Genomic DNA, 23,686 nt, shown 5'->3' on the forward strand with positions numbered 1-23,686 from the left:
ATACAGTTAAGGAGACTGAATGGCTCAACGAAAAGTACAAGAAGGCTATCATCGGTGAGATACAGCAGTTTGATCTGGAAAAGAAGAGATCCAAGAATGACAAGCATGTAAAGCTCACGGACAAGGATGTGCCGTTCTCAGTTGTCGAGAGTTACAAATCAATCAGAACAAATGTAAACTTTGCGCTTTCTCCTTTTGAGAAGAAGGTCTTCACTATATCGTCTACAAGTCCTGCGGAAGGAAAATCCACGACTTCCGCAAATATTGCTATCGCACTCGCACAAGGCGGAAGCAAGGTACTTCTTATAGACGGAGACCTCAGAAAGAGCGTTCAGCATAAAATATTCGGCGTAAGGAACAGAAAGGGTCTTTCAACAGCTATAGGTAAGATGGCTGACCTTGATGAGTGTATCGCAAAGGATGTTATGGAAAATCTTGACATAATGCCTGCCGGTCCGATACCGCCGAACCCCTCGGAGCTCCTTGCTTCCGATAATATGACCTCTATACTTGAAAAGCTCAGCGAGAGGTATTCGATAGTTATAATCGACACTCCTCCCGTAAACGTGGTAACAGATTCCATGGAGCTGGCTAAGAATGTGTCGGGTACTATCATGGTTGTACGTTATGGAGACACCACCACAGACGACATTGACGAAGCCATGAAGAAGATAGAGTTCTCGAATATGAATATGCTTGGATTCATTCTGAACGGCGTAAAGGTTAAGCACAAGGGCAAGTACTATTCAAAGTACAAGTACAAGTATTATAAGTATGACAAGGGCTACGGCTACGGCTATGAAAATCAGCCCGATGATGACGACGATGAGGAGGGCGATTCTCAGGTAAATAAAGGAAACAGAAAGAAAAATACAAATAAAGGAAAAAATAAAAAAAATAAAAGCAAAAAGAAAAAAGGCGGAAAATAATGCTAACTGAATATCATTGTCATGTACTTCCCGGGCTTGATGACGGGTCCCAAAACTTGGGAACATCACTTGCTATGCTCGAAATGATGAAGGATCAGGGAGTTAAAAGAGTTGTCTTTACTCCACACTTCTACTATCACAAGGAGGAGTCGGTAGATAGCTTTCTCGAAAGAAGACAGGCTGCCTTTGAGATACTCAAGGAAAGGTCGCCTATAAAGAATATGCTGCTCGGAGCTGAGGTGGCTGTTGAGAACGGTATATCTGACGTAAAGGATATCGAGAAGCTGGCGATAGAGGGCACAAGCATCATGCTTATGGAGCTCCCCTACCGAAAATATGAGCAGTGGATGTCTGAGGAGATGTACAATATCTCCGTTGAGTATGGTATAGATATCATGCTCGCTCACGTTCATCGTTACGTTGATTACTGCACTGAGGACGAGATAGAATCACTTATCAACTCGAATGCAATAATGCAAGTGAATAACGATGCTTTTTCACATATTAAGGAGAAAAAGCTGGCTAAACGTATCATAGATGAGTGTGATAGCTTCGTTTTCGGAAGCGATGCTCATAATATTGATGACAGAATGCCAAACTGGGATGTACTGAAAAGAAAGGTCGGCGAATCAGAGCTTGAAATATCTGATGGTATAATAGAGGCTTATTCCTGTTTATACCAGCGCTGAAATCAAGAAAAAAACTGCCGTTTATAATGGCAGAAAAACATGAAAAAGTAAAATATCCTCTGCGGGATTGTTCCTGCAGAGGATTTTTTTATTGCCATATATATAATTTATATAGAAATGGTAAATTGATGCTCTTGGTGGACTTTTTCACTATCAGGTAGTGTATGCAAAACTTTGCATATCAATAATCTTCACATTATGGGTTGACATATCACAAAATTTATGGTAAAAATGAAACATGAGATTGTTTTTTTATTTTTTTAAAAGGAGGAACAGAGAATGAGAAAAAGGATTTCTATTCTTACGGCAGTAATAATCGCGATGTCAGCGCTGGAAGCTATGCCTTCCGTTGCTGCCGACAATGACTATCTGCTCCACAGCACTTTTGAGGACAGTGCTGAACAATGGAGTGGCAGAGGCTCCGCTTCTGTAAAGGTAGTTACAGGCATATCTCGCTCGGGAGAATGCTCGCTTAAAACAAGCGGCAGAGCGAGTGCCTGGAACGGAGCTACTGTTGGTCTGAGCTCTGACTTCGTCGCAGGTCAGAACTACGCCTTCAGCGCTTACGTAATGACTGAGGAGGCGTCGGAGACCTTCTACCTGACGTTGCAATACAGCGACGGAAGCAGTACAAAGTATCCGAAGATCGCAGAGGTCACCGCTGAAAAGGGGCAGTGGGCTCACCTAGAGAACAACAGCTTCACGATCCCGGACGGAGCATCAAATATCCAGCTCTATATCGAGTCGGATTCCAGCGTGTGTGATTTCTACGTTGACGAGGTCGTAGGTGCAAAAAGCGGTACAGAAATAGGGGAGCCGTCCGCACCTGTTACCATGCACAAGGGCGATATCAATTATGACGGAAAGATAGACTGCTTTGATATCGTGCTAGCGAGAAAAGGTCTTATCAGCGGAATCGAGGACAAAAAGTCCATCAAGGCGGCTGATGCGGATAGCAACGGCGTTTTTGAGGTAAATGACGTTTTGCTTATTACTCAGTTCGTGCTCGGCTCTATCAGTGAGTTTCCTGTTATCGAGCCAGAGATCGTTCCTGGTCAGCAAAAGTACACCATGGAAGAGCTTACTCAGATGGTTCAGGATTCTCTTGTAAACAACGAGCCTAATGATTCACACATGGAAAAGAACGGAGTTCAGTACGGTACTATTAAGAAGGAGACCTACTTCTCCAAGAAGGCTAACAAGAACAAGCCATACAATATCCTTCTTCCCGCAAACTACGACGAGAGTAAACAGTATCCTGTACTCTATGTTCTTCACGGATTCTTCGAGAATGAGGACCGTATGATAAAAACGGGCAACAACAACCAGCCGATGTATACAAAGCAGATCATAGGCAACGCTATCGCTTCCGGCGAGGCTAAGGATATGATAGTAGTCGTACCGTTCGTATTCACAAGCGCGACCATGAACGACGCTACGGGTTTTGCAGATCAGGGCTCGAACGAAGGCTACGACAACTTCGTAGACGATATAGTTGACAGCCTTATGCCTCATATCGAGAGTAAGTACAGCGTAGCTACGGGCAGAGAGAATACGGCTGTAACCGGCTTCTCAATGGGTGGACGAGAGTCTCTTCAGATCGGTATGAAGTATGGCAGCAAGTTCGGTTACGTAGGAGCCATATGTCCTGCCCCAGGCACACAGGGCTCATTCAAGTGGAACAGCGCCGATGAGACACCTTATCTTATCATGATAACCGGTGGCACACAGGATGATGTTGTCGGACTTAATACTCCCGAGGGATATCATAACAACTTCAAAAATAACAATGTACCTCATGTATGGCACGTTGTAAACAACGGTCATCACGGTGACGATTCTATCCATTCACATCTTTACAGTTTTGTAAGAGGTATATTCCAGGCGACTGAGGGGAATGTAACCCAGTCCTCTTCAGTAACTACCACTAGAACCAATTCGGAAAAGACAACAACGACCACAGTTTCAACGACCAGCAAGACTAATACCTCAAGCGGTCAGCTAAGATACACTATGGAGGAGCTTACAAAGATAGTGCAGAATTCGCTGGTAAACAATGAACCGTATGATTCTCATAGCATGAAACAGGGAGTTCAGTATGGTACTATCAAGAAGGAGACCTACTTCTCCAAGAAGGCTAACAAGAACAAGCCATATAACATAATGCTTCCTGCAAACTACGATTCGAGCAAGAAGTACCCTGTACTCTATGTTCTTCACGGCTTCTTCGAAAATGAGGACCGTATGATAAAAACTGGCAATAACAATCAGCCGATGTATACACAGCAGATAATCGGCAACGCTATTGCTTCCGGCGAGGCTAAGGATATGATAGTAGTCGTACCGTTCGTATTCACCAGCGCGACTATGAATGACGCTACAGGTTTCGCTGATCAGGGCTCAAATGAGGGCTACGACAACTTTGTAGACGATATAGTTGACAGCCTCATGCCTCATATCGAGAGCAAGTACAGCGTAGCAACAGGCAAAGAGAATACCGCTGTAACCGGCTTCTCAATGGGTGGACGCGAGTCTCTCCAGATCGGTATGAAGTACGGCAGCAAGTTCGGTTACGTAGGAGCTATATGTCCTGCACCTGGCACACAGGGTTCATTCAAGTGGAGCAGCGCTGCTGATACACCGTATCTCATAATGATAACCGGTGGCACACAGGATGATGTTGTCGGACTTAATACTCCCGAGGGATATCATAACAACTTCAAAAATAACAATGTACCTCATGTTTGGCACGTTGTGAACAACGGTCACCACGGTGACGATTCTATCCATTCACATCTCTACAGCTTCGTAAGAGGTGTATTCCAGGCAACTGAATAATAAAAAACAGCCGGCAGTCATTTAAAACTGCCGGCTGAATTGTTTTATCCCTGATCAAGAAGTCTTGTCTGTATCATCTGTGCGTCGCCAACGGTTATACCGTCGCCTGTATTGTTTACATCGCCGTTGAATCTCTCTGTGCAGGACAGCTGATATCTGTCTGGATTTGCAAGCGCCTGCATGATCTTTACAGCGTCTGAAAGATCCACATTGCCGTCGCTGTTTGCGTCGCCTGAGCGCTCAACATCGACATCAGATGTACAAGCCGGGCTGAGCTTTTCGGGATGATACTTGACTGATGAGATGCCGTTGATATCTGCTAGCATTTCAACGTAAGCCGAGTAGCTTTCCTGGAAGCTGCCGTAAAGCTCGTCTGTTTCCTCGTCACTTATATTGAACGAGTAAGCAAGATCAAGTATTTTCAGATCGTGGACATCACCGCTTAATCCGTTTCCGTTGATATCGCAGTTCTCTGAGAAGAATTTCCATACATTCTTGGGGAGCACCGAAGCATCAGCACCGGAAGCTGACTGAAGATCCTCACTGTAGATGATGGTGTTGAAAAGATCGGTAATGCCTATAACGCCATCACCATCCGTATCGGGAAGCTGAGCTTCGCCTGACTCCAGTATTTTCCAGTAATCAGTGAATTCTCTGTTGAATAATGCTCCGTTATATTCTGTGTACTCGCTGTTTGAGAGCCACTCGTTGCAATTGAACCTGAGGCATTTGGCCAGTGCAAACTTTCCTGAACCTTCAAGTAAACTGTCATAGTAGGCTTCATCGAACTGCTTTGAGGTAACTCCGTTCTTTTCGATGCAGTACATTTCTGCATACTCATAGAACCAGTCAATCATGAGCTCGGAGGAAACATAGTCGTAGGCTGCTTTGCAGCGTTCGGTTATCTCCTCTGGAACGGCAGGCTTTTCCTCGTCGGGCAGGCTGCTGAACATAAAGAAGTGCTGGTTATAGCCGTAAAGCCATAAATAGTTCAGGTCTGCGTAATCGTAAGTGCCGTCGCCGTTTACATCGCAGTTTAAATCGCCGCTGAGCTCAGCCTCGCAGAACGTCGGATAGGACGCCATGAGGTAATTTGACTGGATGCTCAGCTCGTCGATGAAGTCGTCAGAGAGGGAACGCTCAGGCATGCTATCGAAGTGGCAGGGAACATTGATTTCTACAGTGTACTGACGGTCGATGTCAGTATAAGACTCTGACGAAAGATCCTTTATCTTCAGACCGTTGTTGAGAAGATAGAATCTGATGAGGTGCTCTGCATCGTTCCTGTCAACTTCGCCGTTATTGTCGTAATCTCCGATGGAGGCGATATTTTCAGCAATAGTTTCGTCTGTCTCTGAGGATACAGTGTATCCGAAAAACAGTGCGCAGTCGGTAAGGTCGAAGGAACCGTTTCCGTCGATGTCGGTAACAAGGTCACCGTTCTCCATCATTGGGAACATTTCTATTTCCTCGTCCCATATTCTTCCGGCAGGAACATTTTCAAACATTGCATTTGCAGATAATGCTGCGGCATTTAAAGCAGTTGCTATAGCAGCTGCAGCCGCGGTTAACTTCTTCATGGCGGGTACCCCTTTCATACTTAAAAAATGGTTACGGGTGGATATATTATTTTATACTTATATAATACAACATTTTTGAATAAAAATCAATAGATTTCATCAAAATTCTACAAATAATATTTATTTAACAAAAGATAATTATTAAATGATATAAATATAAAACATTGTCTGGTGCCCTCTGCTGATTTGACAATTACCTCCATGTATATTATAATAAATAAGTGTGGTTTTTGCGCAGGCGTTAACGGGACTGCGAACATTTTCTGTTGGAAGGAGAATTTGCGTGGACAGTATAAAACGCAAAAAAGGGAAGAGTAGAATAGCCTTTCCAGAGGATTACTGTGTAGTCGATATAGAAACTACCGGGCTCAATCCGGCGGAGAATGAAATAATAGAGATCGCCGCGGTTCGGTACCGCAGAGGGAGAAAGGACGCGGTATTTTCTACGCTGATAAAGCCGGAGCATAGTATCAGCTCCTTTATTACAGAGCTTACGGGCATCGATAACAGTATGGTTTGTGGAGCCCCTTGTATTTCCGAAGCCATAAAGGATTTTTATGAATTTGCCGGAAATGATATGCTTATGGGCTATAATGTGAATTTTGATATAAACTTTTTGTACGACAATCTTCTGCGCTGTCACGGGATAATTCTCGAAAACGACTTTATTGACGTTCTGCGTTTTGCAAGAAGGGTGCTTCCGCTCCTTCCTGACCGCAGACAGACAACGGTAGCCGCTCATTATGGTATATCGATCACGGGAGCGCACCGTGCTGAAAAGGATTGCGAGATATGCAACGCCTGCTATCTATTCCTGCGGGACGAGATGAGAAGTCGGAACGGAGAATGAGCTATGGCAGGCATAAAAATAAGGGACAGGTTGTTTGAGTTCGCAGCAGAGCGCTTCGGCACAAAGCCGGAATATCTGTGGAGCAGGACTCCCGACTGCGCTGTGCTGAGATGTAGCAATAATGATAAGTGGTATGCCATAGTCATGGATGTTGACGGCTCAAGGCTTGGACAGCCTGAGCTCGGCAAGGTGGATATCGTCAACGTAAAGTGCAGCCCTCTGATGACAGGCTCCCTGCTTGCCTCAAATGGGATATTTCCAGCGTATCACATGAATAAGGAAAGCTGGATATCTGTACTTCTTGATGGTAGCGTGGATATGGAGCAGATAAAGGTTCTCATTGAGATGAGTCATCAGCTTGCGTCACAGAGTGGTAGCAGAAAAAAGCTTCGTACTGAGGCAAAAGAATGGCTGATACCTGCAGCTCCTGCAATGTATGACGTTGAGCAGGATTTCTGCCGTGACGGCTCAATACTCTGGAAGCAGACTGCCAATTTCATAGTGGGAGATACGGTTTATATCTATATGGCATCACCTGTATCCGCTGTGATGTACAAGTGCAGGGCTGAAGAAGTGGATATCCCTTATAAATATGACAACGACAACTATCATATAAAAAAGGCAGCAAAGCTTAAGCTGGTACACCGTTTTTCTAAGGACGATATGCCTCTTTCAAGAATGAAGGAGCTTGGTGTGACAGCTGTTCGCGGCGCAAGAGGGGTGCCGAATACTCTGAGTTGCGAACTGAACAGGATATATGCCAGACGCTGAAAATACAGTGCTCCCGGATGGCGACAAGGTTGCATTTCTGGAGCTTCTGTGGTATAATAACATTTGTTACTTTTTGATTTTCTGCTTTTTACAGGAGGAACTTTATGCTGAATGCTGATCTGAAGGAATTTGAGTTCATCTCGGATTTCGACAAGCTTGTGATCTCGGCTGTTCTTGCAGTGCCGTCAGGCGATATAAACGGCATCGTGCAGCTCGTCCACGGAATGAACGAGCATAAGGAACGCTACTATCCATTTATGGACTATCTTGCCGAGCAGGGCTTCATCACGGTAATACATGATAACCGCGGTCACGGAAAAAGCATAGTTGAGGCTGATGACCTCGGATTCATGTTCAGGAACGGCGGTGAGGGGGTTATAAGCGATATCGCCCAGTTCAACAGGAGAATAAGAGAAGCCTATCCGGGAGTGCCGGTATTTATGGCAGCGAGCGGTATGGGAGCAGCAGGCGCAAGGTGTTTCCTGAAGGAGCACGACGGAGACCTTGATGGCATAGTTCTTCTCGGAACGGTCTGCCACAGCACCTTCTCGCCAGCAGCAAGGACTATTAGGTCGGTATCGTCCAAGCGTCCGGGAAGCAGGTTTAGGAGCGAGAAGATATTCAACGCCATTGACGACGGTTTCGGACAGTTCTTTGAGGATCCTATCAATTCATGGAGATGCAGCGATGCTGATGCCGTGCTTGCCTTCAACGAAGATCCTCTTTGCAACTTCAAACCTACTCTCAACTGCTATGAAGAGTTGATATGGCTCCTAAAGCAGTCCTGCTCGTCAAGAGGCTGGAAGGTGACAAATCCTACTCTGCCGATACGTTTCATATCTGGCAAGGAGGATCCAGCGATGATCTCGGAGAAGAAGTTCATGAGATCGGTGGGAAAGCTGGAAAAGCTGGGATACGAAAGTATATCCCACAGGCTTTTTGATGGTATGCGCCATGATGTACTCATGGAAAAGAACAGCATAAACGTGTATAAGGATATAGCCAAGACGCTGTTTTCATGGCTCGACCGCTGGAACGACAAGCATTCGGTTGCTGAGGCTGAGACTCCTCTGGAGGCTCAACAGGAAGAAACGGTACAGGAATAAATATAGTATAATAGAGTGCGGCAGCTGTCCGCGATGAAAGGAATAATTATGGATATCAATAAAACACTTGCCAAGGAATTCGGACTCAGACAGGAGCAGGTAGACAATACCGTTGCCCTTATCGACGACGATAAGACTATCCCCTTCATAGCCCGTTACCGTAAGGAGCTGACAGGCTCACTCGATGACCAGATACTCCGCGAGCTCTATGACAGGCTCATGTATCTCCGTAACCTTGAAAAGCGCAAGGAGGAGGTAACTGCAGCTATCACCGAGCAGGAGAAGATGACCCCTGAGATAGAGGCGGCTATTAGTGCTGCTGTAACTCTTGTGGAGGTCGAGGATATCTACCGTCCCTTCAAGCCAAAGCGCCGTACCCGTGCGAGCATCGCTAGAGAGAATGGTCTCGAACCTCTGGCTGTGCTCCTAATGGAGCAAGATAACGCAACAGAGCCCGAAAAGGAGGCTGAGGCGTTCATAAATGATGAAAAGAACGTACCCGATGTGCAGACTGCTTTGCAGGGGGCTATGGATATCATTGCAGAGGATATCTCTGACGACGCGGATATAAGAAAGAAACTCCGTGCCCTTGCAGGTGAAAAGGGAGAGTTGGTATCAAAGGCTTCGGACCCCGAGGCAGAGAGCGTATATATTAACTACTACGAGTACTCCGAGGCTATCCCAAAGGTGGCAAACCACAGAGTTCTTGCCCTTGACAGAGGAGAGAAGGAGAACTTCCTGAAGGTATCCGTTACCCTTGAAGAAACTCTTGCCACAGATGTTATCTTCGGCAAGTACATCAAGGCAAACAATGCCTGCGGAGAACTTGTGAGAGCAGCTGCCGCAGACAGCTACAAGAGACTTATATTCCCGTCTATCGAGCGTGAGATACGCTCCGAGATGAGCGCAAAGGCAGCAGAGGAATCCATAAAGGTATTCGCCGCAAATCTTCGCCAGATGCTTCTCCAGCCGCCGCTCAAGAGTAGCATAATCCTCGGGCTTGACCCAGGATATGCTCACGGTTGCAAAACAGCAGTCATAGACGGCACTGGCAAGGTGCTTGATACAGCTATAATCTATCCAGTAGGTTCTGCCGGAGCAGTTGAGGCTGCCAAAAAGAAGGTAAAGGAATTCATACAGAAATACAACGTAAACGTTATCTCTATCGGAAACGGTACTGCTTCACGCGAAACAGAGAGCTTTGCGGCAGAGATAGCTAAGGAAGTGCCTCAGGACGTTAGCTACATGGTAGTAAGCGAGGCTGGAGCCTCAGTATACTCAGCCTCCAAGGTTGCTGCGGAAGAGTTCCCTGAGTATGATGTATCCATAAGAGGAGCTATATCCATTGCACGCCGGCTGCAGGATCCCCTTGCAGAGCTCGTAAAGATAGACCCTAAGGCTATAGGAGTTGGACAGTATCAGCACGATATGCCACAGGCAAGAATGAGCGAGGCTCTCGGTGGAGTAGTCGAGGACTGCGTTAACTCTGTCGGAGTTGATCTCAATACTGCTTCACATTCGCTTTTATCCTATATCGCAGGCATAAATGCCTCCGTGGCAAAGAATATAGTTGCCTACCGCGAGGAGAATGGCAGATTCACCGACCGTAAGGAGCTTCTAAAGGTTCCTAAGCTGGGCAAGAAGGCATTCGAGCAGTGCGCAGGCTTCCTGAGAGTACGTGACGGTAAGAATCCTCTTGACAATACGGCTGTTCACCCTGAAAGCTACGAGGCTGCTTCATCGCTTCTCAGTGAGTGCGGCTTTACACTAGCTGACATAGCTAGTGGCGGAGCGACAGGCATAAACGAAAAAGCCGACAGCATTGGCATAGAAAATATAAGCAAGTCTCTCGGAATTGGTGTTCCTACTCTAACAGATATCATAGGAGAACTCAAAAAGCCAGGACGCGACCTTCGTGACGAGCTTCCGGCTCCTCTTCTCAGAAGCGGCGACGTAATGGAGATAAAGGACCTCAAGCCTGGCATGGAGCTTGTTGGAACAGTCCGCAATATCATCGACTTCGGTTGCTTCGTGGATATCGGCGTACATGAGGACGGCCTTGTCCATATCTCACAGATATGCAGCAAGTATATCAAGCATCCTCTCGAAGCCGTAAAGGTGGGAGAGGTCGTAAAGGTAAGGGTACTTGACGTAGATATTAAGAGGAATCGTATATCCCTTACAATGCGCCTTAACGATGAGGAAGAGAAGAAACAGCAGAAGTCTGGACGCAGACCTGACAATAACAGAAAGCGTGAGGAGCGCAAACCTAAGGGCTTTGATGCTTCTAAGCTCCATAACAGCAGCTTCCGTATAAAGCAGAAGTAAGGAGCGGACAATGGAAATAAAAACAGAGGAGCAGGAGCTTGTCTGCGCGGTCTGCGGCGAGAAGTCCTCACAGACCGTTGTGGTGAAGTATGAACCGGACACGAGCGTTCCAGATCTTGATATGCGCCCTGGCGAGCCACACCGTTCCTATATAAAATATTGGGTGAGCAAGTGTCCGCATTGCGGTTACTGCAACTCCTCTATAGAGATACCGTCTCTGTTTACTAAGGAATACCTTCAAAGCGCCAATTATAATAAGTATGACGACAGCCTTGCAGGACGCTTTATGAAAATGTCCCTTGTGTGCGAGAAGAACAAGATTTATGAGGTAGCACTCAAAGCTTGTCTTTATGCGGCATGGGCCTTTGATGACGAGGGAAATGACGAAAAAGCAGTAGAATGTCGAAGAGCTGCTGTAAGGATATTTGACAGCCATAGGGTTCTGTTCTCAGAAAAACCAGATTATGTGCTTCTTGTAGCCGACATAATGCGCAGGAGCGGCAGCTTTGAACGGGTCATCAGCGATTATAAAGGCAGATTCCTCGGCTCTGGTCTCATGATGGCTATTGCAGCCTTTGAGGTGGAACTTGCAGAAAAGGGCGACAGCGGCTGCCACAGGGCAGACGAGGTGAGAGGAGTATCAGTAAAATAGCTTTTTTTGCCGCACAGTCAGTGCGGCTTTGGTTTTCTCGGCATTGACAACAGCGATAATTAGTGATATAATCGAAAGGAAAATAAGTTGAACAAAACTGGAGGAAACAATATGAAAAGGGAAGCTATCACTATTATGATATGTGCGGCTGTGCTCTGTGTGTCAGCAGGATGCGAGAAAAAAAAGGAAAAAGAAAAGCCTACCTACAGCGTTGCACAGGTCCAGATGCAGAACAGTGGATCCTACGAGGACGCTCTTAAGGAATGTTTCAATGCAAGCTACTCCCTCGGAGGAGGAGAGGTCTTTTACGAATATATGTACCCTGATGCTGCTATCGAGGCTATGAAGGCGGCCGGACAGTTTGAAACCCTTGTGGAGACCTTCAATCACGGACAGGAAACACGTATCGGACAGAATGACGAAAAGCTTACCTTTGACAAGGTTACTGAAAGTCATAATATAAACGATACTCAGCAAGCTGCCGTAAAAAAATATTTCAAGTCAATGTGCGAGCCTTTTGTTCAGGAAGTGACAGAGGATCAGTTCAATGTTAGTGAGGGGTACGAGGTTAATTACTCATATCTCAGAAATGGTGAGGAAGGCGGAATAGATACTGTTCTTGTCGTAAAGCTCAACGATGAAGGCTGGAAGGTAATAACTGGCTGACGGAGGAAAAGATGAAGAGGGATTCAGGCTATAACACCAAGCAGAAGGAAAAGCTGCTGGAATATCTGATGAAAAACAAGGAAAAGCATACCAACGTGCAGGAAATAAGCGCATTTCTTTCGGCTGAGGGTTCTTCCATGGGAGTTGCCACTATTTACAGACAACTCGACCGACTGGTCGAGCAGGGGCTAGTGCGCAAGTATGCCTTTGACGGAAAGACCTGCGCTTGCTATCAGTATATCGAGAATGAAGAACAGTGCCGCAGTCATTTCCACTTGAAATGTCTTGGCTGCGGCAGACTTATACATCTTGACTGCGAGCATCTTGCGGATATCACGCGCCATATCGAGGAGGAGCATGAATTCTCCATAGACTATTCGCAGACTGTTTTCTACGGACGCTGCTCCGATTGCAGGAGCAAGGATTGATCCTGAGTGTCCTCTTCCGAAGTACCCTTCGGAATGTATATTTTTATATCATCATCTGGTCTGTCGGGCATGATATCACCTCCGTGAATATTATGCCCTTTATATTTTACGCTATTCACTTACAGAAATGCCGACATCAGCAGGATTTGCCACGGAGAAGAACTATGGATACGTTATCGTCGATTTTTAGGTTTGCAGCAGCGGAGTTGCTCTGCTTTTTCATAAATATGACCTTTGCTGTCTCGTCAATGAGTGTTGTCAGGCTCATATGCCTTGTATGCACCATCCTTATACTTATTTCAGTCATGACTGACTACGGCATAAAGTCGGCTGAGCGTGACAAAAATAAAAGCGTCGGGGAGAGGAACAAGGTACTTGCTGTTTCAGCTGCGACTGTAACTATGATACCGCTGACAAGCTGGATACTGCTCTGTATATCAGCTCAAAGTGGTGAATTTGTTTTCTACGGCGCGTACAAGTTACTGAATATGCCGTTCCTGCAATACTATAACCTTATAGAGCCGGAGCCGTCCGAAAAGGCGCTTACTTTGGGGAAGCTCCTGCTGATGCTTCCGACTGCCGCCGTACCGTCAGCTTCAATGACGCTGTCATATATTCTCGCCGGGAAACGGGCAGAGGGACAGCAGTAAAATAGCCCATTTCAAAGTGCAGTGAGGAGCAATAGGCTCTTTTGTATAAATTGCTGAAAAAATAACAGTATATCAATATAAATAAGCAATATTGCTTGACATAAAAAGCGCATATATGATACAATTATTATTAGCATAATTATTTTTGTATTTGGAGGTATTTTATATGGCATACTGTAAATACTGTGGAAAGTATATCAGCGACGGTGGCTCATGCGACTGTGATGCTGCAAAGAAAGCCGGAGAGGTTAAGGAAGCAGCTGAAGGTGTTAAGGAAAAGGCTGAAGAAGCTGCCGAAAACGTAAAGGAAAAAGCAGAGAACGTTACTGAGAGCATAAAGGAAAAAGCTACCGATGTTGCTGAAAATATTCAGGAAAAGGCAGAGGATATAAAAAATGACGCAGCCGAGGTTGTTGATAAGGCTAAGGATAAAGTCGAAGGAGCTGTCAGCGAAGCAAGGAGCGACGCGGCTGAGGCTGCTGACAAGGTAAAGGAAAAGGCTGAGGAGGCTGCAAAGAAGGCTGACAGCATCGCTGGCGACGTTGCCGAAAAGCTTCCGGGAAATATGAAGAACCAAAAGAGCTTTGTTTATGTTATTGCAGGTATAATAGCGGCTCTCGTGCTTATTCTTTTGATAGCTCTGTGTTCCGGCGGTGGAGCAAAGAGTACGGTCAAGAAGTATGTTAAGGCCTCCTACGATAAAAAAGGCGGAAAGACCATGTTTTCTCTCACCCTTCCCAAGGCAGCTCTCAAGGAGCTCAAAAAGGACGGAGACCTTGAGGATATGATCGATGAGCGCAATAAAATGATCGAAAAGATGATAGATATGCTGGACGGCAAGGAGACCCTTCCCAGATTCTATAAGATCATAAGCAAGGACAAGATGAAGAATTCAGAGCTTGGAAAGGCTGAGACCTATTTGGAGCAGCAGTGCTCAAGATATGGTGCTGATGACGATGATATCACAGTTTCCAAGGGCTATGAAATAGTCGTAAAGACAAAGTGCAAGGACGAGGACGGCGATGAAAAGTATGAGAAGTCTACTATATGCGTCGTAGACGTCAAGGGTGACGGCTGGAAGATTATACCCAAGTCTGTTGCAAGGCTTTCCGCCTCAGAGTAATAAAATGTTCAGGAGCAAGCAGCCATAAGGAAGTATTTTACTCACTTCTTTATGGCTGCTTCGGATTTTTTATTGACTATTATGGCCAAATGTGGTAAAATAATCTGATTGCTGTTCTGAGCGGAACTGCCGCAAATAATTTTAAACGTACAGCCGGAGGTTAAAATGGCTTCAACTATATTATATAAGACCGCGATCATGCTCATACTGATAGGAGTTGGCATATTGTGCGCAAAAACAGGACTTATAAGCAAGGCTTCAAACAGGGATCTGTCGAAGTTCATGCTTCAGGTCGTCAATCCTGTGGTAATTTTTATGTCCTATCAGACCGATTACCGTAGCGAGCTGGTGAGGAACCTACTGCTGACCTTTGTGCTGGCGCTGGGTACAATGGCTCTTGCAATAGCTCTATCTTACCTTTTCGTCCGCAGGAAGGAGGGAAGGGAGTTTGAGATAGAGCGGTTCTCGTCTGTGTACTCAAACTGCGGTTTCATGGGAATCCCTCTTGTCAATGCCATTTACGGCAGCGAGGGAGTGTTTTACCTTACTGCCTACATAACCGTATTCAACCTTATCGTATGGACTCACGGAGTTATCCTCATATCCGGTGAGAAGGACTTCAGACAAGTAGTGAAGGTTTTCTATTCTCCTACGATAATAGCAATATTCCTCGGTATGATAACATTTTTCTTGCGTATACGCCTTCCGGGCGCTGCCGCAGAGGCTCTCGGACTTATTAAGGAGGTCAATACTCCAATGGCTATGATAGTCTCGGGAGTTACGATATCCGGCACCAATATGATGAAAATGCTGAAAAATCACAGGGTATACTATATATGTCTGCTTAAACTGATGATAGTGCCTCTTATTATCTCAGTTCCTCTTTCTCTCCTTTCTGAGGTTGACAATACGGTAAGAATGACAGTACTCGTAGCTGCCGCAGCACCGCCAGCTACGATGTGTACGCTCCTCAGTCTGCGCTATGGAAAAAACTCAATATACGCATCGGAAATTTTTGCTGCCGGAACTATACTGTCAGTGGTTACCCTGCCGCTAATAGTGAAAACTACGGAACATTTAACAAAAATACTATAAAATGTTTGTAAAAAACGCTGATTTTATAGAAAATCGCACTAAAATGTTTGAATTTTAATAATAATGTGTTATAATATAAATAAGTTAAAGAAGAATGAGTTGACAATAAATGAATAAAATTATACGGTCAGTTATAGCAAAGAGGACAACTTAATTGATCTATGGGGATATGTAGATTGTACAGTACGGACTTCACGTAAAACACCTAATCAAGAAGAAATGGAGTTGTTGTTGTATGGAAAAAAGAGGTATTAGTAAGCTTGATCTAAAAAGAAGAAACAGAATGCAGATTCTCAGGGTAATAAGAGAATCCGGACCTATTTCCAGAGTCGATGTGGCAAGTGCACTGGAGATCACACGAGCTGCTGTAACAATCATCACAAATGAAATGATCGAGGAGGGCGTTCTCGTCGAGATTGGTGAAGCTCCCGTTAATACAGAGAAGCTTCAGAAGGGCAGAAGAAAGATCCTCATTGACATAAATGTGAACAGCCGTTTCGCACTTGGCGCTACTGTTGACGAAAAGGAAGTAAGCATCGGTCTGACAAACCTTAATTCAGAGGTGCTCGACAAGGCGAGCATGGTAATTGATGACAGGACAACAAGCAAGGATATCATCAATTATATAATCAAGACAAGTAATGAGATGGTAGAAAACAGCGCTCTCACCAAGGAGAAGATACTTGGTCTCGGTGTAGGCGTTGTACCCTCGATGTGGGGCAAACTAAAGATATTCTACAAGGACGGCGTGCTTGACTTCACCAACTTTATCGACAAACTGTCAGGAGGTCTCGATTTTGAGATACACTGCGGTAACGCTATCGGTCTTATGGCTTTGGCAAGCAACGATTTCAGAACACTGAACGGATACCAGACCAATCAGGCGTTTATCCACAATGGTAATCAGGTGAATCTTGCTATCATAAACAAGAATGAACTTTCAGCCGACTATGTGTCATATACATCTACTATAGAGAGATATATCGTTTGTCCCAACGGCAAGGCTTACGAGGGCTATCCTAATGGCTCCGTAAAGGCTGAGCTTTCCAGAAATGCTATGCTCAATGCGTTCTACGAGATCTACTCCAAAGACAAGACGCCCGTGCTCTATGAGCTTACAGAGGGCGATAAGACCGCTATCAATACTGATAACGTGTTCATGGCTCTTCTGAGAGGCGAGGAAGCAGTAAAGAACGTTGTTGACGATCTGATCGCGAAGTATACTGTACTGATAAATAATCTTGCTATAAGCCACTTTGCTAAGAAGATAGTTCTTCATAACTTCAAACTCAATGAAAAGCAGTTTGACTACTGCAAGCGTGAGATGATACGTCTTGTCAGCGAGGAGATAGCTGACAGAGTTGTTCTCAGCAAGCTGGACGGAAAGAACAATTTCCTCGGCGGCTGCGCTCTTATAATTCAGGATAACTTCTATGTAAGAGGCGGTATGCAGTAAAGAGATCAAAAGCCCTGATGAAGCTTTGTGCTTCCTCAGGGCTTTTTTGGTTTATTTATCGTTGTGCCGTTTCAGCACAAGTGCTATAAGACACGCGGAAACAAAGGATATGAGCATACCAGTTATTATACCGCCGGTGTCTATCATCATATCTCTAAATTCGCAGGAGCGTCCCTTTACGAATTGCTGGTGCACCTCATCAGATAGGGCATAAAGAAAGCCGAATAATACGACCGCGAGGCTCTTTGGTGATAAGAGTTTCCTTTTTCCTGCAGTGAATGAGGCGCAGAAGCCAAGAGCAGTATATATTGAGAAATGTGCAAGCTTCCGGACTATGAACGACGCCCTATTCCAGAGCTCCGCCTGCTTTTCCAGAGAAGAACTGTCATAATCGCGGAAAAACAGCTTTACAAATATCCTTGTGAGAGTTCCGCTGGTATTTGAGGAGGTGTCCGCGTCCTGAGCTGAGAGCAGGAATATCGTTACCATGAGGGCTATCGTCAGTATAAGAAAGACTGACTGTATTTTGCCGGGCCTTTTTTTATTTGCTACCATAAATCGGTTCCTTTCAGATATTGCTCCTTATATTATACAATTATTGCTGAGTTTTGTAAAGAAAAAGTTTTTTCGGAAAAATTTCAAAAAATATCTTGTAACATGAGAATAAAAATGATATAATATATTGTGTGTGACTTTAAGCCGCATAGCTTTATATAGATAAATTGATTTCGGAGGCAATAATGAAAAGTTTATTTGCAAATGTCTGGACCAAGAGGGTAGTGTCCTTATTAAGTGTTGTCTATACATACTATGTAATCAGGCTCTGCTATCTTTCAATATTTTACACTATCGAGATACACGACCGGCTTTCGCTGTGCCTTACTCTTTCGGGAATATCCCTTGCAGCCGTGGTCATAATGCTTTATACTCGTAAGCAGATACTGACGAGGATATGCAGCTTTATTATACTTCCGGCAATGCTTCCAGTGGTGTTGCTGTATTTCGGCGAGTGGGGAATGATAATACCGATAGTCGTGGTAGGCATAGTTATGCTCTTGCTCTCAGGCGCAGGAGAGGGAATAAAGACAGCTCTTGCCACGATAATATTACTTATGTATATATTCGCAGCACTTGGCTACTTCATGTTTACCTCATTCTTTGTTGCTTCTGTGAAGGAGGAAGAGATTGCAAAGGGCGTTTCGCCTTCAGGTGATTACAGGTACAGGATCGTTAACACCGAGGACAGCTCCGATGGAAGCACGGCTATATACGTTGAACCCAATACGGCGGATATAAAGAATACATTCGCTACATTCAGGCTCAAAAATATGGAGCATATAGTCTATATATCAAGGCCGTCAGTGGATAGCATAGACGTTAAATGGGATAACCAGAAGCGTCAGGATATAACGAATTACTACAACTCCATATCCGATAAGATAGAGGTCACAGTGACCGACGCTGAGCTTGAAAAGCTCGGCTATACCTACGATAACAAGCTCACCCTCACAGACCTTTCTGCAAGCCGTAAGTTTGCTCTTGGCAAGACGGCTTCGGATGTAAGACCTGTGTACATCGACGAGCTCAATAAGGAGCAGCTCGACTTCTTCGGTATCGGCAAGGATGCTGAGGGAAGATACTACGTAAAGGATCCTTCCGAGGAGCTCATGAAAAGAAATGACAGCCAGCCCGGAGAAACCATGTATTTCAGCGAGATGAAACCCAAGGCTCTGAAATATTTCAACAGCAAAAACGTTGATCCTCCTACGGGAATAACCTACTTCAACGTCAAGAAAAACCATACCGTGTATCTCAACAGCCTTACCGATGCCCAGCTTGCTGACCTCGGCGTTTCAGACAGCGGAGACATAATGTCTATAGTTATTCACAAGCATACCGGCGGAAAGAAAGAAGAGGACAGTAGCGGAGAGCAGTCCGATACTGGCGAAAACAAGGAAGAGAATAAAGAGAACGAGATCACCGAAAGCAAGGTAGTGTTCCGCTACTATGTGGCAGAACTCGAGGACTACTACGATGTGGAGACGAGACATTTCTCGCTTGATCTTCTCAAATCTTAATATGATATCAGGGGCGCTGTGGACACAGATACTCCGTATTACAGGAGTTGCCGCGGCGCTTTTTGAATATAAACACCAGTTTTATCAGGGATATTATCATTTAGAGAACAATAATGCAGGGGAGGCACCCTGTAAATATTCAAAAGGAGTGCATTATTTATGGCTTATGTAATTGGTGTGGACTGCGGTACCAGCGGTACAAAAACGGTCCTTTTTGACGAGAAGGGAAGCGTTATCGCTTCAAAGACTATCGAGTATCCTATGTATCAGCCTAAGAACGGTTATGCAGAGCAGGAGCCTACTGACTGGGCAAATGCAATGATAGAGACGGTAAAGGCTGTTATGGCTAAGAGCGGCGTCAAGAAGGAGGACGTTAAGGGTATTGGTATTTCCGGACAGATGCACGGACTTGTTATGCTCGACAAGGATAACAATGTGCTTCGCCGTTCAATTATATGGTGTGACCAGAGAACTGCTGCCGAGGTAGAGGAAATGAACCGTATCGTCGGCAGAGACAAGCTCGTTGAGATAACTGCCAACCCTGCTCTTACAGGCTGGACAGCTGCAAAGATACTCTGGGTAAAGAACAACGAGCCTGAGGTATACTCAAAGGTAGCTCATATCCTTCTCCCTAAGGATTACCTCAGATTTATCCTTACAGGGGAGTATGCTACAGAAGTATCGGACGCTTCTGGTATGCAGCTTCTCGATGTACCGAACCGTAAGTGGTCTGACGAGCTTCTCAGTGCATTCGGCATTGACAAGAGCTGGCTGGGCAAGGTGCATGAGAGTTGTGAGGTAACAGGTACTCTCACAAAGAAAATGGCTGAGACACTTGGTCTCTGCGAGGGTACTATTGTAGTAGGCGGCGCAGGAGACAATGCTGCTGCTGCTGTAGGTACAGGCGTTGTTGAGGACGGAAAGGCTTTCACAACTATTGGTACTTCCGGTGTTGTATTTGCTCATACCTCAAATATATCTATCGACAAGAAGGGCAGAGTTCACACTTGCTGTGCTGCCGTACCAAATACATGGCACGTTATGGGCGTTACTCAAGGCGCAGGCCTTTCACTTAAGTGGTTCAGAGACAACTTCTGCATGACCGAGAAGGAAACTGCAAAGCTCATGGGCGTTGACGAGTACTACCTTATGGACAAGCAGGCTGAGACAGTTCCTGTAGGCGCAAACAGACTTCTCTATCTGCCGTACCTTATGGGCGAGAGAACTCCTCATCTTGATCCTGATGCAAGAGGAGTATTCTTCGGACTTTCAGCTATCCATACAAGAAAAGATATGCTCCGTGCCGTTCTGGAGGGTGTTACCTATTCTCTCCGTGACTGTGTTGAGGTATTCCGCGAGATGAACGTAAATGTCAGCGATATGATGGCTTGCGGTGGCGGCGGATCTTCACCCCTTTGGAGAAGTATGCTTGCTGACCTCTACAACTGCAACGTAAAGACTGTTGCTTCCAAGGAAGGTCCTGCACTGGGTGTAGCTATCCTTGCAAGCGTGGGCGCAGGCATCTACAGTAGCGTTCCTGAGGCTTGCAGTGCTATCATCAAAACCGACAAGGTACAGGCTCCTAAAGCTGAGAACGTTCCCGAGTACGAGAAATACTATCAGCTCTACAGGGAGATATATCCCGCACTCAAGGCACAGTACGCTAAGCTGGCTTCTCTTTGATAAATGCCTGCAATAGAGACCGAAAGGCTTCTGATACGTCCGTTTAGGCTGAGTGACGCGGAGGACGCTTTTGAATGGCGCTCCGACCCTGAGGTAAACAGGTTCATGCCATATCCCTGTGATACAGACATTGCGGCTTTAAGGCAGAGGATAGGGGAATGGATCAAGGAGAAGGACAAGTTTGCCTTAGAGCTCAAGGAGACTGGAAAGGTTATCGGAGATATCAGTCTTGAATGGAGCGAAAAGGACAAGGCATATGAGATCGGCTACAATATAAACCGCAGATTCTGGGGCAGAGGATATGCAACGGAGGCGGTCAGTGGACTTCTTGACTGGGCGACAGTCGAAATCGGAGCTCATGATTTTACGGCTTTTTATGCGATGGAGAACGGAGCTTCAGGGAGAGTTCTTGAAAAATGCGGATTTCGTCAGGAGTACACCGGACGTTATTCTCGTAACGATGGCAGCGAGGTATTTGAGGCTGCTTTCGTAAGGATACATATTGAATAGATATACAAAGGCGGACGGAAAGTCCGCCTTTGGAAATTGTGAGGTAATTATGGATTATTCACAGTTGAAAAGATTTGCAGCCCGGCAGAGGAGCCTTCTGCTTACAGAAGATGAGGAGAAAGTAGCGTACTACGGTTTTATGCGGCTATGCGCTCTCGCAGTTGCGGATCGGTCTGCGCTTGAAGAGCTGAATGCTTTGCCATTGGAGCTGCGTTGCGCATATTTTAGGGAGAAATGCAGTCAGTTCGGAGAGGTTTTTGGCGGTATATTCAATCTGTACAGTGAACTGCCGCTCCCGTCTCAGCTTTTAGCTGAGGACGGGACTTCAGCAGAGCTTCAAGGGATTCAGTGTGAGTATTTCGACGATGTAAGAGTGCTCGGATGGCTGCACCAGTACTACAACGAGCCTTACAGGAACGAGATAGCAGTCGGTCTGAAAAGCAGCAAGCGTCTGAGCGTGGACAGGGTAGCGGCAGCAACGCAGATATTCACTCCCGACTGGATAGCAGACTATATGGTGCAAAATACGCTGGGGCGCTATCTGCGCAGCCACGGTTTCTACATTGCCACTGGTGAAGCTTATTTCGACGATGACAAAATTTGTAAAGGAAGTATCTGTCCCGAGGATATAAAGCTTATCGACCCGTGTTTGGGCTGCGGACATATCCTCCTCTCTGCATTTGATGTATTTATGGAGCTTTACCGTATCTGTGGCGTACCTGAGTCGACGGCTGCTGAAAAGATAATGCAGCATAATCTCTTTGGACTTGAGTTGGACGAAAGGGCGTGCGCGGTGGCGGAGACGGCTCTGAGGCTTAAAGCCGCGGAATACGGTGCATCGATCAAGCCGCAGGTGTACGATCTTGCGGGAGTTAGTGAAATTGTCGGATCACTCATAAACAGCGAAGATATAAGGATAACTGATGATAAGACCGCATTTATCAGTCAGATATTGAATGAAAAATACGACATTATCGTAACTAATCCACCTTATCTTGGAAAAGCTGCCATGAACGTCGAATTATCGAGATTTATAAGTGAACGCTACAGTGCTTACGGTGCCGATCTGTTCTCGGTATTCATAGCTAAGGCTATAAAAATCTGCGCAAAAAATGGTCATCTTGGTTTTCTTACGCCATCCACATGGCTCTTCTTACAGTCCTACGAGAAGCTGAGACGGCTTATCTATAAAGAATGCAGCATACAGACAATGCTCCACTTTGAGTATTCAGCTTTCGATGACGCAACTGTCCCACTTTGTGCGTTTACTATGAAAAAAGTGCCTGACTGCGGCAGGGGAACCTATTTACGGCTTTCGGATTTCAAAGGCAATATGGAACTCCAGAGGCAGAAATGTCTTGAAGGGATAAGTGATAAGAACTGTACTTATCGCTTTGAAGTCAATACTTCGGATTTTCTTCGCATACCGACTGCCCCTGTGGCTTACTGGTTAGGCAAAGGGTCATTAAAGGCATTTGATGGCATGACCCTTGGGGAAACTGTTCCAGTCAGGGAGGGCCTTATAACCGGAGATAATGACCGATTTTTGCGAAGGTGGTACGAAATCAGTAAAGATAAAATAGATTTTACGGTCAGTCATAAAAAGAAATGGTTTCTGCTGAATAAGGGTGGAGAGTACCGCAAGTGGTACGGGAACAGAGAATTTGTCGTAAACTGGGAGAACGACGGGGCTGAGATAAAGAGCTTCCGAGACGTCAGCGGCAAGTTACGTTCCCGTCCTCAGAGCCTTGATTATAATTTCAGACCTTCGGTAAGTTGGTCTCAGATAACCAGTGGCGAGCTCTCGGTCAGATATTTCGACAGCACCTTCATGTTCAATGTTGCCGGTACAAGCGCTTTTCCAGGTAGTGAAGATGAACTTCTTCTGCTCCTCGGGCTCCTAAACAGCAAGACAGCCTCGTTTCTTGCCCGTGTGCTTAATCCGACATTGAACATGAATCCCGGCGACCTTGCAAGGCTTCCTATGCCTGAGCTTCCAAATGACTGTCAGGCTGCTAAGGAGCTTGTACGGGAGAATATCCGGCTGTGCCGCGAGGACTGGGACAGCTTTGAGACATCTTTTGAGTTCAGGCGACACCCTCTTGTATGAGTTGCGGTTTCTAGTGAAAGACCTGAAAAGAGATTTTTTTGAAGGCGGTTGATGAGAGGCTGAGGTTTGGCTAATTTAAAATAACAAAAATGTTATTTTGCCCTTGAAAATAAGTGTTGTATTCTTTACTGTTTTATGATATAA

Annotated in this window: 20 protein-coding genes; 18 read left to right on the forward strand and 2 right to left on the reverse strand. The window is 45.5% G+C overall.

Annotated features, from left to right (window positions below):
- The 3 genes from J6U00_RS14785 to J6U00_RS14795 form a co-directional block, all read left to right on the forward strand.
- Positions 1–929: CpsD/CapB family tyrosine-protein kinase (locus tag J6U00_RS14785; protein ID WP_296583151.1), on the forward strand; the 929-nt coding region annotated here is incomplete at its 5' end.
- On the forward strand, positions 929–1,618 hold the full coding sequence (locus J6U00_RS14790; RefSeq protein ID WP_296583154.1) for a CpsB/CapC family capsule biosynthesis tyrosine phosphatase: 690 nt from the start codon (positions 929–931) through the stop codon (positions 1,616–1,618). The genes J6U00_RS14785 and J6U00_RS14790, both read left to right, overlap by 1 nt.
- Positions 1,619–1,897: 279 nt before the next feature.
- Complete coding sequence (locus J6U00_RS14795) at positions 1,898–4,456, forward strand: alpha/beta hydrolase-fold protein (protein WP_296583156.1); 2,559 nt, start codon at positions 1,898–1,900, stop codon at positions 4,454–4,456.
- Between the two features lie 44 nt (positions 4,457–4,500).
- Here J6U00_RS14795 and J6U00_RS14800 read toward each other — a convergent pair whose 3' ends face one another.
- Positions 4,501–6,036, reverse strand: a complete 1,536-nt coding sequence (locus tag J6U00_RS14800) for a hypothetical protein (RefSeq protein ID WP_296583159.1) — start codon at positions 6,034–6,036, stop codon at positions 4,501–4,503.
- A 283-nt stretch (positions 6,037–6,319) separates the two neighbouring features.
- On the opposite strand from J6U00_RS14800, the gene J6U00_RS14805 reads away from it, so the two are divergent.
- The 11 genes from J6U00_RS14805 to J6U00_RS14855 all read left to right on the forward strand — a co-directional run bounded on the left by J6U00_RS14805 (position 6,320) and on the right by J6U00_RS14855 (position 17,161).
- The gene (locus J6U00_RS14805) at positions 6,320–6,886 is read left to right on the forward strand and encodes a 3'-5' exonuclease (protein ID WP_296583160.1); all 567 of its coding nucleotides are present in this window, start codon (positions 6,320–6,322) and stop codon (positions 6,884–6,886) included.
- Positions 6,887–6,889: 3 nt separating this feature from the next.
- Positions 6,890–7,657: an MmcQ/YjbR family DNA-binding protein gene (locus J6U00_RS14810; RefSeq protein WP_296583162.1), complete on the forward strand. Its 768-nt coding sequence runs from the start codon at positions 6,890–6,892 to the stop codon at positions 7,655–7,657.
- A 104-nt stretch (positions 7,658–7,761) separates the two neighbouring features.
- Positions 7,762–8,763 carry an alpha/beta fold hydrolase gene (locus tag J6U00_RS14815; RefSeq protein ID WP_296583163.1) on the forward strand — a complete coding sequence of 334 codons (1,002 nt, stop codon included), beginning with the start codon at positions 7,762–7,764 and terminating at the stop codon, positions 8,761–8,763.
- Positions 8,764–8,811: 48 nt separating this feature from the next.
- A complete protein-coding gene (locus J6U00_RS14820; protein WP_296583165.1) occupies positions 8,812–11,091 on the forward strand; it encodes a Tex family protein in 2,280 nt (759 codons plus the stop codon).
- A 10-nt stretch (positions 11,092–11,101) separates the two neighbouring features.
- Entirely contained in the window at positions 11,102–11,743 is a 642-nt protein-coding gene (locus J6U00_RS14825) for a hypothetical protein (protein WP_296583166.1), read from the forward strand.
- A gap of 111 nt (positions 11,744–11,854) precedes the next feature.
- Positions 11,855–12,409, forward strand: coding sequence for a hypothetical protein (locus J6U00_RS14830; protein ID WP_296583167.1), 555 nt, complete (start codon positions 11,855–11,857; stop codon positions 12,407–12,409).
- Between the two features lie 11 nt (positions 12,410–12,420).
- Positions 12,421–12,837, forward strand: a complete 417-nt coding sequence (locus tag J6U00_RS14835) for a Fur family transcriptional regulator (RefSeq protein WP_296583170.1) — start codon at positions 12,421–12,423, stop codon at positions 12,835–12,837.
- Positions 12,838–13,001: 164 nt separating this feature from the next.
- Complete coding sequence (locus J6U00_RS14840) at positions 13,002–13,487, forward strand: hypothetical protein (RefSeq protein WP_296583172.1); 486 nt, start codon at positions 13,002–13,004, stop codon at positions 13,485–13,487.
- Positions 13,488–13,653: 166 nt separating this feature from the next.
- Positions 13,654–14,610, forward strand: coding sequence for a hypothetical protein (locus J6U00_RS14845; protein WP_296583174.1), 957 nt, complete (start codon positions 13,654–13,656; stop codon positions 14,608–14,610).
- A 165-nt stretch (positions 14,611–14,775) separates the two neighbouring features.
- A complete protein-coding gene (locus J6U00_RS14850; RefSeq protein WP_296583175.1) occupies positions 14,776–15,705 on the forward strand; it encodes an AEC family transporter in 930 nt (309 codons plus the stop codon).
- A 235-nt stretch (positions 15,706–15,940) separates the two neighbouring features.
- Positions 15,941–17,161: a winged helix-turn-helix transcriptional regulator gene (locus tag J6U00_RS14855; RefSeq protein ID WP_296583177.1), complete on the forward strand. Its 1,221-nt coding sequence runs from the start codon at positions 15,941–15,943 to the stop codon at positions 17,159–17,161.
- A 51-nt stretch (positions 17,162–17,212) separates the two neighbouring features.
- On the opposite strand, the gene J6U00_RS14860 is transcribed toward J6U00_RS14855, so the two are convergent.
- Entirely contained in the window at positions 17,213–17,716 is a 504-nt protein-coding gene (locus J6U00_RS14860; RefSeq protein WP_296583180.1) for a VanZ family protein, read from the reverse strand.
- 185 nt (positions 17,717–17,901) lie between these two features.
- Between J6U00_RS14860 and J6U00_RS14865 the strand changes: the two genes are divergently transcribed.
- The 4 genes from J6U00_RS14865 (at position 17,902) to J6U00_RS14880 (ending at position 23,542) form a co-directional block, all read left to right on the forward strand.
- The gene (locus J6U00_RS14865) at positions 17,902–19,239 is read left to right on the forward strand and encodes a hypothetical protein (protein ID WP_296583182.1); all 1,338 of its coding nucleotides are present in this window, start codon (positions 17,902–17,904) and stop codon (positions 19,237–19,239) included.
- 159 nt (positions 19,240–19,398) lie between these two features.
- Positions 19,399–20,922: a xylulokinase gene (gene xylB, locus J6U00_RS14870; protein ID WP_296583184.1), complete on the forward strand. Its 1,524-nt coding sequence runs from the start codon at positions 19,399–19,401 to the stop codon at positions 20,920–20,922.
- A 3-nt stretch (positions 20,923–20,925) separates the two neighbouring features.
- Positions 20,926–21,432, forward strand: coding sequence for a GNAT family N-acetyltransferase (locus tag J6U00_RS14875; RefSeq protein ID WP_296583186.1), 507 nt, complete (start codon positions 20,926–20,928; stop codon positions 21,430–21,432).
- Positions 21,433–21,481: 49 nt separating this feature from the next.
- Positions 21,482–23,542, forward strand: coding sequence for an N-6 DNA methylase (locus tag J6U00_RS14880; protein ID WP_296583188.1), 2,061 nt, complete (start codon positions 21,482–21,484; stop codon positions 23,540–23,542).
- Positions 23,543–23,686: the final 144 nt, after the last annotated feature.

Origin of the sequence: Ruminococcus sp., assembly GCF_017650195.1 — a bacterium.
Classification (GTDB): Bacteria; Bacillota; Clostridia; order Oscillospirales; family Ruminococcaceae; genus Ruminococcus.

Excerpts from the sequence above, each read along its gene's own strand:
- J6U00_RS14790 (WP_296583154.1), top strand. The coding sequence starts at position 929 with ATGCTAACTGAATATCATTGTCATGTACTTCCCGGGCTTGATGACGGG.
- J6U00_RS14795 (WP_296583156.1), top strand. The coding sequence starts at position 1,898 with ATGAGAAAAAGGATTTCTATTCTTACGGCAGTAATAATCGCGATGTCA.
- J6U00_RS14800 (WP_296583159.1), bottom strand. The coding sequence starts at position 6,036 with ATGAAGAAGTTAACCGCGGCTGCAGCTGCTATAGCAACTGCTTTAAAT.
- J6U00_RS14810 (WP_296583162.1), top strand. The coding sequence starts at position 6,890 with ATGGCAGGCATAAAAATAAGGGACAGGTTGTTTGAGTTCGCAGCAGAG.
- J6U00_RS14815 (WP_296583163.1), top strand. The coding sequence starts at position 7,762 with ATGCTGAATGCTGATCTGAAGGAATTTGAGTTCATCTCGGATTTCGAC.
- J6U00_RS14820 (WP_296583165.1), top strand. The coding sequence starts at position 8,812 with ATGGATATCAATAAAACACTTGCCAAGGAATTCGGACTCAGACAGGAG.
- J6U00_RS14825 (WP_296583166.1), top strand. The coding sequence starts at position 11,102 with ATGGAAATAAAAACAGAGGAGCAGGAGCTTGTCTGCGCGGTCTGCGGC.
- J6U00_RS14830 (WP_296583167.1), top strand. The coding sequence starts at position 11,855 with ATGAAAAGGGAAGCTATCACTATTATGATATGTGCGGCTGTGCTCTGT.
- J6U00_RS14835 (WP_296583170.1), top strand. The coding sequence starts at position 12,421 with ATGAAGAGGGATTCAGGCTATAACACCAAGCAGAAGGAAAAGCTGCTG.
- J6U00_RS14840 (WP_296583172.1), top strand. The coding sequence starts at position 13,002 with ATGGATACGTTATCGTCGATTTTTAGGTTTGCAGCAGCGGAGTTGCTC.
- J6U00_RS14845 (WP_296583174.1), top strand. The coding sequence starts at position 13,654 with ATGGCATACTGTAAATACTGTGGAAAGTATATCAGCGACGGTGGCTCA.
- J6U00_RS14850 (WP_296583175.1), top strand. The coding sequence starts at position 14,776 with ATGGCTTCAACTATATTATATAAGACCGCGATCATGCTCATACTGATA.
- J6U00_RS14855 (WP_296583177.1), top strand. The coding sequence starts at position 15,941 with ATGGAAAAAAGAGGTATTAGTAAGCTTGATCTAAAAAGAAGAAACAGA.
- J6U00_RS14860 (WP_296583180.1), bottom strand. The coding sequence starts at position 17,716 with ATGGTAGCAAATAAAAAAAGGCCCGGCAAAATACAGTCAGTCTTTCTT.
- J6U00_RS14865 (WP_296583182.1), top strand. The coding sequence starts at position 17,902 with ATGAAAAGTTTATTTGCAAATGTCTGGACCAAGAGGGTAGTGTCCTTA.
- xylB (WP_296583184.1), top strand. The coding sequence starts at position 19,399 with ATGGCTTATGTAATTGGTGTGGACTGCGGTACCAGCGGTACAAAAACG.
- J6U00_RS14875 (WP_296583186.1), top strand. The coding sequence starts at position 20,926 with ATGCCTGCAATAGAGACCGAAAGGCTTCTGATACGTCCGTTTAGGCTG.
- J6U00_RS14880 (WP_296583188.1), top strand. The coding sequence starts at position 21,482 with ATGGATTATTCACAGTTGAAAAGATTTGCAGCCCGGCAGAGGAGCCTT.